The following is a 12,691-nucleotide window of genomic DNA, read 5'->3' as shown; positions in this document are numbered from 1 at the left end:
GTGCGGACCGGTGCAGCGAACGCCGCTGCCCGGCACGTTCCGTGACAGCGGCGGGCCGCGACGGGCGCGCGGGCATCCGGGGGCCTGCAGGACGTGGCAGACGCGGGGCGAAGCGCAGCGTGCCCACGCGCGCTGAACGTCTTCTTGGAGCGTTCTTCACCTCCGGCCTGCCTAAAGTGGGGCCATTTCCAGGCAGGCCCTCTTTCGACGATGTTTGACTATCAGGACTGGACCTTCCATGCCAACGGGCGCACGGTGGTGGCGCGGGTGGAACTGGACGGCGACGGCGGCGGCATCATCAACCGCTACCAGGTGACGCCGGGGCCGGCGCAGTCCGGCCTGTGCATCAAGGTTGCGTCGCAGGACGAAGCCGCGCAGAAGCTCGAGGCTGAAGTCAACAAGCTGCTGGGGCCGGAGTGGTAGCACCTGCGCGCTGCGATGCCGATCAATGGCCACGCGCGTGCGCGGTGGTACGTGCTGCCCTGCGCTTCAGTCCGAACAGGGGCCGTAACCAGGGGGAGCGGCGGATGACCGCCTCATGCAGCAGCAGGCAACCGGCGATGGTGCCTGCGAGCAGCAGCGTTGGCTCCAGCCACGGCCCCAGCTGCAGCGGCTTGAGCCAGAACAGCAGTACGATCAGCAGGCTCTGGTGCAGCACATACCACGGGTAGACGGCTTCGGTGCAGTACGGCAACCAGCGGAACGGCCTGTCCAGGTAGTGCTTGCCCCAGCCCAGCACGGCCAGCAGCATGGCCCAGGCGTACAGCACTTCGCAGTACTGCGACTGCAGGCCCCAGAACCGCGGCGGCCAGCGCCGCAGCACCGAATCGACGGGCAGCCAGTGCCCCAGCGCTTCCAGCAGCAGGTACCAGGCCACCGCACCCGCAGCGATGCACAGCGACACCCGGCGAAGGGCCTGCACGCGTTGCCAGAAGCGTGGTTCGCGGCCCAGCAGATAGCCGGCCAGGAACACGGTGCCGTACTTGGCGTGCTGGTAGAGGTCCTCCACGAAGGTGTTGGTGGGCGGGTGGTCGGGCGCCAGCCAGGCCAGCCAGAGCAGCAGCACCAGCGCGGGCGTGCCGATCAGCACAGCGGCGGGTGCGCCGGCCAGCCCGGCACTCAGCCGCCGCAGCGGCGCCGAATCCAGCAGCGGCAGGGCTGCCACCAGCACCACCGTATAGGCCCACAGATAGGCCAGGTACCACAGGTGGTTCCAGGTGATGCCGAAGCGGTCCCCCGCGAAGCTACCGTCCGGCCACGGCCGCACCTGCCAGTAGCGCAGCAGGAAGTCCCAGAAGCCTGGCGCGACCATGCCCCGGCTGACACCCTCGCAGTAGGGTTGGATCGGCACCACCACAAACATGCCGAACAGCAGCGGCAGCAACAAGCGCCAACTGCGGATGAGGATGAACCGCCCCCGTTGCAGGCGCGGCCGCACCAGCGCGATGGCGACGCCGGAGATCAGGAACAGCAACGACATGCGCCAGCCGTTCAGCAGCCGCATCGGCCACTGCAGCGCGTCGGTGGTGAAGCTGCCTTTCAGATGGAAGCCCCAGTCACCCACGTACGCCATGCCGGTGTGATACAGGATGAGCAGTGCGAAGGCGAAGACGCGGAGCGCGTCGATGTCGTGGCGTCGGTTCATGGCAGGGCAGCAGCGGACAGGGGCAGCCAGCGTGCCGCCGCGACATGGTCCCATGGGGTGGGAAGGGCCTGCCTGCGGCCCGGTAGTGACCAACGGCAGGCGATCAGGGACCAGCGGCATCCCTAGAATGGCCCCTTCGTCGCGCGTTGCGCGCGTGGTAGGGAAACCGCATGCCTGTAGCTTCGACGCCGCCCTGGCGGCTCACGTTCCGCCTGGCCGTGTGGGCGGCGCTGCTGCTGTTCATGGCCCTGGCCAACAGCGCCGTGGAAGTGATGGACGCGCAGCGGCGCGGCGACGCCCTGGCGTTCTGGGAGCCGCTGACCTGGGAGCTCAGCAGCGTCGGCGTGATCCTGATCACGCTGCCGGCGATCTGGTGGGGGTGCAGGCGCTGGCCCCTGCATGCAGAGACCTGGCGGCGCCGCCTTCCGCTCTATCTGCTGGCCAGCATCGGCTGGTCGCTGCTGCACGTACTGGCCATGATGGCGCTGCGCAAGCTGGTCTACCTGGGTCTTGGTGCCAGCTACGTGGATGGTGCCGGCTGGGTCTCGCGCCTGGGCTATGAGTACCTCAAGGACGTGCGCGTGTTCTTCAGCATCGTGCTGCTCGAACACTTGATGAGCTGGTTCGGACGCCGCCAACAGGGTGAGGCGCATCTGCTCGCGGCGCCGGAAGACACGGCGCCGGTGGAGCCGGTTGAGCGGCCACGGCATTTCCTGGTGCGCAAGCTGGGCAAGGAATTCCTGGTGGCCACCGACGATGTGGAATATGCGCAGGCGTCCGGCAATTACGTGAACCTGCACGTGCGCGGGCATGACTATCCGTTGCGTACCACGTTGGCGGCGCTTGCGCTGCGGTTGGATCCGTCGGTGTTCCTGCGCTGCCACCGCAGCTGGCTCGTCAACCGCCACCAGCTGCGCTCGATCGAGCCTGCCGATGGCGGCGACGCGGTGCTGCACATGGCCGATGGCGCACGGGTGCCGTGCAGCAGGCGGCAGCTGCCCGTGCTCCGGCAGGCGCTGGCGGCAGGCTAGCGGGTGGGCGCGGGACGGCTGGCATCGATTGCATCGGTGCGCGGTCGATTTGCTGCGCTGCATGGTGACAACGGTGAACCTGGGTGATTACTCTCCGCTGCAACGCGATGGTAGCGCTACCAATGGGACGGGGATCCAAGGTCCTGGGGCTGCCTTCTTTGCCGCGTGTTTGTCCTGGCAGGCTTGAAAAGCAAGTGTAAGTCGCGGCGTGCTCCAGCACCCGCGCTGTTCGGTTTGGAATGCGGGCCACGCCCGTGCGTGCCCCTGGGAGGGGGCGGTACATCCATTCGATCGTATGTCAGAGGGGACTTTCATGAGCACTTGCAGTTTCCGTGGCACCCAAGGCCCGAGGATCGGTTCATGAGCCGCACGTTGGCGAAGCTCCGGTCCAGGGCGATGTTCACCTTCGTGGGCGGCGCCCTGGTCATCAACCCGGCCTTTGCGCAGGACGCTGCACCGGCAACCGGCCAGCCGCCGCAGAGCCCGTCGCAGCCCACCCAGCTCGATGCCGTGCAGGTCACGGGCATACGCAACAGCCTGAGCCAGGCCATGGACATCAAGCGCGACTCGGTCGGCGTGGTCGACGCGATCAGTGCCGAAGACATCGGCAAGTTCCCCGACACCAATCTTGCAGAGTCGCTGCAGCGCATCACCGGCATCTCCATCGAGCGCCGTGATGGCGAGGGCGCACAGGTCACCGCGCGTGGCTTTGGTCCCCAGTTCAACATGGTCACGCTCAATGGTCGGCAGATGCCGGGGGCCGATGCCTTCGGTGCGTCCGGGCAGGTGGCCATCGGCGGTGTGGACGGCGGTACCCGCGCCTTCAATTTCGCGCAGCTGGCGGCCGAAGCGATCAATGGCATCGAGGTGTACAAGACCAGCCAGGCACAAGTGCCCAGCGGCGGCATCGGCGCGACGATCAACATCCTGACCGCCCGTCCGCTGGATCACGCTGGCATCGTGGCCAATGCCGGCGCGAAGCTGGTGTCCGACCGCAGCCAGCCGTTCGACAATGACCTGACCCCGGAGCTGTCGGGCATCTTCAGTTACAGCAACCCGGAAAAGACCTTCGGCGTCAGCCTCAGTGCCAGCCAGCAGAAGCGCAAGGGCGGTTCGGTGCAGGCCACGGAGAACTACTGGAACGTGCAGCCGTGGACGGGGTCGATGCCTGGCAACCCGGCCGTGGTGAATGCGCCGGCCATCGGCCAGCTCTACGCACGTCCCAACGACCTGCGTTATGCGTTCTCCGAGTTCGAGCGCGAACGCGTCAATGGCCAGGCGGTGCTGCAGTTCGCACCGACAGACAGCCTGACCCTGACCATGGACTACACCTACTCGACCAACGAGATCACCGAGAATCGTGGCGAGCAGGGCATGTGGCTGCAGAACAGCAACTACACCAATGTCCAGTTCGACACCTCCGGCGCGGTCGCCACCCCGGTCTACATCCGCGAGATCGCCGGCACCAAGGACTTCGGGCTGGAACAGCAGCGCAGCATGCAGGAGTACAAGCTGGGCTCGCTGGGCTTCAACGCGGTCTGGAATGTCAGCGACCGCTTCAAGCTCAGCTTCGATGCGCACAATTCGAAGAATGAAAGCCGCCCCAATGACCCGCTGACCGGCGGCGGCTCCATCTTCATGAGCATTGCCGGCACCAACAACTGCACCCGTGGCCCGCATTGCGGTGGCTCCTGGGTGCAGGAGCTGAACTTCAACAATGGCCTGCCGGTCGGCACCCAGGTCTGGTATCCCAGTACTGCCGATGCGATCGCCGGCACCAATGGCGTGGTCAACCCGGGCTTCCAGGAAGGCGAGATCGGCACCCAGGTGCTGCGCGTCAACGCGCAGACGCAGATCAGCGAGATCAAGCAGGCGCGTGTCGACGGCGAATGGAACTTCGACCACGGGCGCTTCCAGTTCGGCGTGGATGCCAACAAGTCCACCACCCACCGCATCCAGGCGGCCGAGGCTTATTCGACCCTGGGCGACTGGGGCGTGGCCAACGTGGACCGGGATACCGCCGGCGGCCTGATGGACCTGCTGCAGCCGGTCAGCATCGTCGGCCTGTTCGACGACTACAGTGCAAACAGCTGGCCGGCCTGGCGCGGCAATGCCGGGCAGCTGGCGCAATGGGCATCGCGCGAGTACGGCGTCGGCCTGGGTGTGAACCCGCAACGCGCGGCCGACAACTTCGTGGAAGAGAAGACCAAGGCGGCGTACTTCCAGGTGGAGCTGGACGGGGAACTGGGTGGCATGCGCACCAACACCCGCCTGGGCGTGCGCTATGAAACCACCGACGTGGTGTCGACCTCGGTCATTGCCGTCCCCGAGTCCATCGAGTGGCAGGCCAACAACGATTTCCGCATCGTGCTGTCCGATGAGCAGCAGCCCTTCACCGAGAAGGCGCGCTACAGCTACATCCTGCCCAACCTCGATTTCAGCATCGACCTCACCGAGGAACTGAAGGGCCGCGTTTCGTTCGGCAAGAGCATCGCCCGCGCGCCTTACGGCAACCTGTATGCAGGGCCGGGGGCGCAGCAGCCGTTCGGTTCGGTGCTGATCGATCCGTCGTCGCGCGCCAGCGGCAACTCGCAGAACCCGAGCCTGAAGCCGCTGGAATCGGACAACCTCGACCTGGGGCTGGAGTGGTACTTCGCCGACGCCAGCTATGTGTCATTGACCTATTGGAACAAGTCGGTCAGCAACTTCATCGGCAACACCGTCGTCCAGGAAAGCCTGTACGGCCTCACCGACCCGACCTCCGGGCCGGATGCGCGGGCGGCGCTGGACTTCCTGACCAGCGGCGCCTGCGTCGCCCAGGTCGGGCCGGCCAATGCCGCTGCCTGCTCGGCCAACGACACCTCGCTGTTCACCGCGCTGGCGTTGCTGCGCAACAATCCCGCCGGCCTGGGTGCCTACAACGGCACCGATGCGCAGGTGCTGGCCACCGAGGCAGCCTACGACCTGCATGGGCAGGCCAACGATCCGCTCTACCAGTTCAACGTCAATCGCCCGATCAACCAGAACAAATCCAAGCTGCATGGCTGGGAGCTGGGCGGCCAGTACTTCTTCGGTGACACCGGCTTCGGCGTGCTGGCCAACTACACCGTGGTCAAAGGTGATGTCGGCTACAACAATGGCGGCGATCCCGGTATCGACCAGTTCTCGCTCACCGGCCTGAGCGACACTGCCAACGCGATGCTGATGTACGAGAAGTACGGGTGGTCGGTGCGCCTGGCATGGAACTGGCGCGACCAGTACCTGATCCTGGCCAACCAGGGCTCCAGCCGCAATCCGTACTATGTGGAGCCGTACGAGCAATGGGATCTCAGCGTCAACTACGCGCTGGATGACCACTGGTCCTTCAGCCTGGAGGCGATCAACCTGACCGGCGAGGATGTGCGGTGGCGCTCGCGCACGTCGCAGATGATCGTCAAGCTGGCCGACCAGAGCCCGCGCTACATGCTGGGCGTACGCTACAAGTTCTGAGCCTGGTTGCCGATGCGTCCGGCACGGCACTGCTGCCCGCCAGCGGTGCCGTGCCGGGACGGTGTCGCCGCACCTGTCGCGCCTGCGCTACTCTGCCGGCCAGCCACCCCGCACTGGACTGGATACCCTGATGGCCCGCTATGAAATGCTCAACAACATCGCGCATCGGGACCTGACGGTCGCCACCGGATTCGGGCCACAGTTCGGCGATGCGGTGGGCATGGTGCCCGCCTATCCCAGCGAGTTTGCCGAACTGCAGCGCGAGTATCCGATCTTCCTGCGCCGGGAGACCGGGACCGGGGCGTGGCAGTCCGTCGCCCTGCTGGGCTTCGAGCAGCACGAAAACCTGTACCTGCAGGACGGACGCTGGAATGCCTCCTACCTGCCGGGCGCGGCCGCAAAAGGGCCGTTCCTGATCGGCTTCCAGGAGCACTACGTGGACGGCCTGCTCACCCAGGACGCGGTGATGCACGTCGACCTGGACCATCCGCGTGTCACCTCCGGCGGCGGTGAGCCGGTGTTCCTGCCGCAGGGTGGAAACACGCCTTACCTGGACCACATCGCCGGGGTACTGCGCGGCATCCACGAGGGCAGCGCGTACGCGGCCGCAATGTTCGCGATGCTCGACGACAGCGGCCTGATCCAGCCGGTCACGCTCGACGTGCAGGTCGCGCCGCATCACCGGGTGAGCGTGAGCGGACTGCATGGCATCGACCGGGAGCGCCTGGCGACGCTGGACAGCGCACGCCTGGCTGAACTGAACCGCGCCGGCTACCTGGAAGGCGCGTACCTGATGCTTGCGTCGTTGCACAACATGCGCCGCCTGATTGCCGAGAAGCAGCGCCGCCTCCGCGCCCAGGACGGCGCGGCGCAACCGGCCAGGAACTGACCGGTGCGCGCGAACCTACCGCTGCCGGTTCTGGAAGGCGTCGATCCTGCCGAGCTGCCGCTGGCTGCCCTGGCGGAGGCGGGTGAACCGGTCGTGCTGCGGGGCATCGCCAGCGGTTGGCCGCTGGTGCAGGCGGGCGTGCGCTCGGCGCAGGACGCGATGGCCTACCTGCGCAGCGTCGATGCGGGCGGGCCCATCCAGTATTCGTTCGGCGGCGCCGAGATCGAGGGCCGCCCCTTCTACAGCGCGGACTACACCCGGCTGAACTTCGACGTGCGGCGCGGCGCGCTGGCGCAGGTGCTGGAGGAGATCGCCACCACGCTGCAGTCCCCGCGGCCGCCGACCTATTACGTGGCCTCGCTGCCGATCGAGCGGGCACTGCGGCCGGCATTCGCGCAGGCCAACGACGCCGGTCTGGCGAAGCAGGGCATCGATGCCACGGCCAGCATCTGGATCGGCAACCGGGTGACGGCCTCGTGCCACTTCGACACACCCGACAATCTCGCCTGCTGTGCAGTGGGGCAGCGCGAGTTCACCCTGTTCCCGCCCGAGCAGATCGACAATCTGTATCCGGGCCCGCTCGATCCCACGCCCGGTGGCCAGGTGGTGAGCGTGGTGGACTTCGAGCGCCCCGACTTCGATCGGTACCCGCGTTTCCGGGAAGCGCTGGCGAACGCGCGCAGCGCCGTGCTTGGGCCCGGCGATGCGATCTTCATTCCGGGCATGTGGTGGCACCATGTGCGCAGCCTGGCGCCGTTCAACGTGCTGGTGAACTACTGGTGGCGCCGTTCGCCGGCCTGGCTGGGATCTCCACTGTCGGCGCTGCACCACGCGATGTGGGCCGTGCGCGACCTGCCGGCGCGCGAAAAGCAGGCCTGGCAAGGGCTCTTCCAGTACTACGTATTCGGCCCCGGCGCGCGCGCCGGGCAGCACCTGCCTGACGCCGCGCGCGGGGATCTGGCACCGTTCGACGAGCCGCGCGCGCGCCGCATGCGCGCGATGCTGCTGGGCAGGCTCAACCGTTGAGAAGGAGCGCCATAGTGGATACCGAGAGCACCCCCGCAGGACGCATCCGCAAGGTGGTCATTGCCGGCGGCGGCACGGCGGGATGGCTGGCCGGCTGTGCGCTGGCGCACCAGTTCCGTGACCAGCTGGAGATCACCCTGGTCGAGTCCGAGCAGATCGGCACCGTCGGCGTCGGCGAGTCCACCGTGCCGCCCATCCGCACCTTCCACCGCTTCCTGCAGATAGACGAGCAGGACTTCCTGCGCGCGGTGGCCGGCACCTTCAAGCTGTCGATTTCGTTCGAGAACTGGCGGCTGCCGGGGGACCGCTTCTTCCACCCGTTCGGCACCATCGGCCACGGCACCTGGGCGGCACCGTTCCATCACTTCTGGCTGGACAGCCTGCGCCGCGGCATGCCCTCGGATCTGGGTGACTTCTGCCTGGAGAGTCTTGCCTCGCGGGGCGACCGTTTCTCGTTGCAGACCCAGCCGCAGGCCAGCTACGCCTACCACTTCGATGCCGGGCTGTATGCGCGGTTCCTGCGCCGCAGGGCCGAGGGCCACGGGCTGCGCCGGATCGAAGGCAGGATCGCCCAGGTCCGGCAACATGCGCATGACGGATCGGTGCAGGCGCTGGTGCTGGAGGACGGGCAGGTGATCGAGGGTGATCTCTTCATCGACTGCACCGGCTTCCGTGGCCTGCTGATCGAGCAGACGCTGGGCACCGGCTACGAGGACTGGCACGAGTGGCTGCCGTGCGACCGGGCCGTGGCCGTGCAGACCGAAGCGGTTGCGCCCCCTGTGCCCTATACCCGGGCGATCGCCCACGAAGCGGGATGGCGCTGGCACATCGCGCTGCAGCACCGGGTCGGCTGCGGGCTGGTGTATTCCAGCCGCCACCTGTCCGATGACGAGGCCACAGCGAAGCTGCTGCGCGATGTGGGGGCACCTCCCTTGCGCGACCCGTGGCAGGTGCCGTTCCGCAGCGGGCGTCGGCTGAAGGCCTGGAACAGGAACGTGGTGGCCCTGGGGCTGGCGAGCGGTTTCATCGAGCCCCTGGAATCGACCAGCATCCACCTGACGATCAGCGCGGTGGTGCGCCTGATCCAGTTGTTCCCGTTCGATGGCATCCGCGCGTCGCTGGTGCAGCTGTACAACGATGTCAGCCGGCAGGAAATGGAGCACGTGCGCGACTTCATCATCCTGCACTACCACGCCACGCAGCGCACCGAGCCGATGTGGAAGGCATGCCGCGAGATGCGCGTGCCCGAATCGCTGCAGCAGCGGTTGCAGGCGTGGCGCGAGCGTGCGCACGCCTGGCAGGACCCCGGCGAGCTGTTCCGCGTCGAGTCCTGGACCAGCGTGCTGCTCGGGCAGGGCATTCCGCCAGGCCCGCCGCATCCGCTGGCGCGGGCGGTGAGTGACGCCGATCTGCGCACCCTGTTGAAGGGCATCCAGCAGCCGGTGCAGCACGCCGCGGCGCAGATGCCGACCCAGGCAGAGTTCATCGCGCAGTACTGCAGGTCCGGCGCAGACGTGTGGCGTTCGATGGCGACGCCCGCGTAGCAGGGTTTTGCGTTGCAGCACGCTTTTTCCGCTGCAGCTGGTTACAGTGCGGAAACACCGCAGGCGATGACGCATGCGGTGGCAACGCGGGGGCCGGACAGCACGCCCCCTTTTTGAGTCCACGGAATGTTAGCGCTACCTTTTTGTTGATCGGAGGCGGTTTCGATGGGTCTGGTTGCAGGGATCGATGCAGGGACGCAGAGCCTGAAGGTGCTGGTCTACGACCCGCAAGCGCAAACGGTGGCCGCCGTCACCAGCGCGCCGCTCACGCTGGACAGCGCGGCCGACGGCAGCCGCGAGCAGGCGCCCGCCGATTGGGTAGCGGCCCTCCATGATTGTTTCGCCCGGATCGATCCCGCGCTGCGCGCACGCATCGTTGCGGTGGCGGTCTCCGGCCAGCAGCATGGGTTCGTGCCGGTGGATGCGGCAGGCGAGGTGCTGGCGCCGGCCAAGCTGTGGTGCGACACCAGCACCTCGGCCGAATGCGCGCAGATCATGGACGCCGTGGGTGGGGTACGCCGCACCATCGCGCTCGCGGGCAACCCGATCCTGGCCGGCTATACCGCATCCAAGCTGCCCTGGACCCGGACCCACCGTGCCGACGCCTACGCACGGCTGGCGACCATCCTGCTGCCGCATGACTACCTCAATTTCGTGTTGACCGGCCAGCGGTTCTGCGAGCATGGCGATGCGTCCGGAACCGGCTGGCTGGACGTACGCACACGCACGTGGTCGCAGGCGTTGCTGCGCGCCACCGATCCTGATTGCGACCTGGCCGCCTGCCTGCCGCCCATCGCATCACCCGATGCGCTGTTCGATATCGCGCCTGCTGCGGCAGCCGCGCTGGGGCTGCCAGCGACGGTGAAGGTTGCCGTTGGCGGCGGCGACAACATGATGGCCGCGATCGGCACGGGCTGCGTCACCGAAGGACGCCTGGCGATGAGCCTGGGAACGTCTGGAACGCTGTTTGCCTACTCCGGATCGCCGGTGATCGATGCCGACGGCGCCTGGGCCGCGTTCTGCTCGTCCACGGGGGGATGGCTGCCGCTGATCTGCACCATGAACTGCACCGTGGTGACCGAACAGGTCGCCCGTGCCTTCGGCTTCAGCACGCGCGACGGCGATGCGCACCTGCGCGCGACGCCACCGGGAGCAGGCGGGCTGGTGATGCTGCCCTTCCTCAATGGCGAACGTACGCCGGACCTGCCGCTCGGCAAGGGCGTGCTGGCCGGCCTGGACACCGCCAATTTCACCCCGGCGCACCTCTACCGCGCCGCCATGGAGGGCGCGACCTTCAGCCTGAAGTACGGCTACGACGCCTTCGTCCGCGCCGGCATGCAGTTCGATCGCATCGTGCTCACCGGCGGCGGCAGCAACAGCGCGACCTGGCGTCAACTGGTGGCCGATGTGTTCGGCCTGCCCGTGGACGTTCCGGTGCAGGCCGAAGGCGCGGCGTTTGGCGCGGCACTGCAGGCGCTGTGGGCGCTCGCCCGATCGCAGGGCAACGCCACTTCGATCAGCGACATCACCGCACGGCACGTCATCGTCGATCCCACGCTGTCCGCGCGTCCGGATCCGGATCGCAGCGATGCCTATGCGCGGGCCTACGCACGCTTCCTCAGTCATCTTGATGCCATTACGCCGCTGCAGCGCGGCTGATGGCTCCTCCACGACACCCCGTACAACGACAGGAGCACGCACCATGAGCACGCAGCCCTTCATCGGCGCCAAGGAGTACTTCCCCGGCATCGGCCGCATTCCGTTCGAGGGCAAGGGCTCGGACAATCCGCTTGCCTTCAAGGTCTACGATGCCCACCGGGTCATCGGCGGCAAGACCATGCAGGAGCACCTGCGCTTCGCCGTGTGCTACTGGCACACCTTCTGCAATGCCGGGCACGACCCGTTCGGCCCGGGTACCCGGCAGTTCCCGTGGGAGGCGGGCTCGCCGCTGGCCACGGCCGAAGCGAAAGTGGACGCGGCGTTCGAGTTCTTCACCAAGCTGGGCGTGCCGTACTGGTGCTTCCACGACATCGACCTGGCGCCGGATGCCGATGACATCGGCCAGTACCAGAAGAACCTCACGCACATGGTGGGCCTGGCCAAGGCGCGCCAGGACGCCACCGGCGTCAAGCTGCTGTGGGGCACGGCCAACCTGTTCTCGCACCCGCGCTACATGAACGGTGCATCGACCAATCCCGATTTCGCCGTGGTCGCGCGCGCCGCGGTGCAGGTCAAGGCTGCACTGGAAGCGACGGTCGAGCTGGGCGGCGAGCATTACGTGTTCTGGGGCGGACGCGAGGGCTATGCATCGCTCGCCAATACCCAGATGAAGCGCGAGATCGAGCACTTCGCGCGTTTCCTCACCCTGGCCCGCGACTACGGTCGCAGCATCGGCCTGAAGGGCAACTTCCTCATCGAGCCCAAGCCGATGGAGCCGATGAAGCACCAGTACGACTTCGACAGCGCCACGGTGGTGGGCTTCCTGAAGGAGCATGGGCTGGACAAGGACTTCAAGCTCAACATCGAGGCCAACCACGCCACGTTGTCCGGGCACACCTTCGAGCACGATCTGCAGGTCGCCTCGGATCATGGCCTGCTCGGCAGCATCGATGCGAACCGCGGCAACGCGCAGAACGGCTGGGACACCGACCAGTTCCCCAGTGATCTGTACGACACCGTGGGCGCGATGCTGGTCGTGCTGCGCCAGGGTGGGCTGGAGGGCGGGTTGAACTTCGATGCCAAGGTGCGCCGCGAGTCGACCGACCTGGAGGATCTGTTCATTGCCCATATCGGCGGCATGGACGCCTTCGCACGCGGGCTGGAGGTCGCCCATGCACTGCTGACCGAGTCGCCGTGGGAGCAATGGCGCAAGGAGCGCTACGCGAGTTTTGACAGCGGCGCCGGCCAGGAGTTCGAGCGCGGCACGCTCAGCCTGCCGGACCTGGCGGGCCTGGCCGCCCGCCTCGGCGAACCGCGCCAGGCCAGCGGCAAGCAGGAGCGTTACGAAAACCTGCTCAACCAGTACCTGCTGCGCTGAGCGTGGCAGGCAGGCCAACGGCGGCAACGG

The 12,691-nt window shown here is 67.2% G+C and carries 9 protein-coding genes; 8 read left to right on the top strand and 1 reads right to left on the bottom strand.

Going from position 1 to position 12,691, the window contains the following annotated elements; translation table 11 throughout:
• Positions 1-210: 210 nt before the first annotated feature.
• The gene (locus AC5P9C_RS06455) at positions 211-423 is read left to right on the top strand and encodes a hypothetical protein (protein ID WP_049467263.1); all 213 of its coding nucleotides are present in this window, start codon (positions 211-213) and stop codon (positions 421-423) included.
• 22 nt (positions 424-445) lie between these two features.
• Here AC5P9C_RS06455 and AC5P9C_RS06450 read toward each other — a convergent pair whose 3' ends face one another.
• On the bottom strand, positions 446-1,645 hold the full coding sequence (locus AC5P9C_RS06450; RefSeq protein ID WP_057494816.1) for an acyltransferase family protein: 1,200 nt from the start codon (positions 1,643-1,645) through the stop codon (positions 446-448).
• A 170-nt stretch (positions 1,646-1,815) separates the two neighbouring features.
• Between AC5P9C_RS06450 and AC5P9C_RS06445 the strand changes: the two genes are divergently transcribed.
• From AC5P9C_RS06445 to xylA, 7 genes are all read left to right on the top strand, one after another.
• Complete coding sequence (locus AC5P9C_RS06445; RefSeq protein ID WP_130768010.1) at positions 1,816-2,676, top strand: LytTR family DNA-binding domain-containing protein; 861 nt, start codon at positions 1,816-1,818, stop codon at positions 2,674-2,676.
• A 360-nt stretch (positions 2,677-3,036) separates the two neighbouring features.
• Complete coding sequence (locus AC5P9C_RS06440) at positions 3,037-6,165, top strand: TonB-dependent receptor (protein WP_414614989.1); 3,129 nt, start codon at positions 3,037-3,039, stop codon at positions 6,163-6,165.
• A 130-nt stretch (positions 6,166-6,295) separates the two neighbouring features.
• Entirely contained in the window at positions 6,296-7,054 is a 759-nt protein-coding gene (locus AC5P9C_RS06435) for a SapC family protein (RefSeq protein ID WP_053463129.1), read from the top strand.
• A gap of 3 nt (positions 7,055-7,057) precedes the next feature.
• A complete protein-coding gene (locus AC5P9C_RS06430) occupies positions 7,058-8,080 on the top strand; it encodes a cupin-like domain-containing protein (protein WP_343542430.1) in 1,023 nt (340 codons plus the stop codon).
• A gap of 11 nt (positions 8,081-8,091) precedes the next feature.
• Positions 8,092-9,624 carry a tryptophan halogenase family protein gene (locus AC5P9C_RS06425; RefSeq protein WP_343542434.1) on the top strand — a complete coding sequence of 511 codons (1,533 nt, stop codon included), beginning with the start codon at positions 8,092-8,094 and terminating at the stop codon, positions 9,622-9,624.
• Between the two features lie 165 nt (positions 9,625-9,789).
• Positions 9,790-11,283: a xylulokinase gene (gene xylB, locus AC5P9C_RS06420; protein ID WP_343542432.1), complete on the top strand. Its 1,494-nt coding sequence runs from the start codon at positions 9,790-9,792 to the stop codon at positions 11,281-11,283.
• A 43-nt stretch (positions 11,284-11,326) separates the two neighbouring features.
• Positions 11,327-12,661, top strand: coding sequence for a xylose isomerase (gene xylA / locus AC5P9C_RS06415; RefSeq protein ID WP_049467275.1), 1,335 nt, complete (start codon positions 11,327-11,329; stop codon positions 12,659-12,661).
• Positions 12,662-12,691: the final 30 nt, after the last annotated feature.

This window comes from Stenotrophomonas sp. YJH_SMC_10, assembly GCF_059371555.1.
Note: the sequence above shows the minus strand (reverse complement) of the source record. Positions and strands in the feature narration are given on the sequence as shown.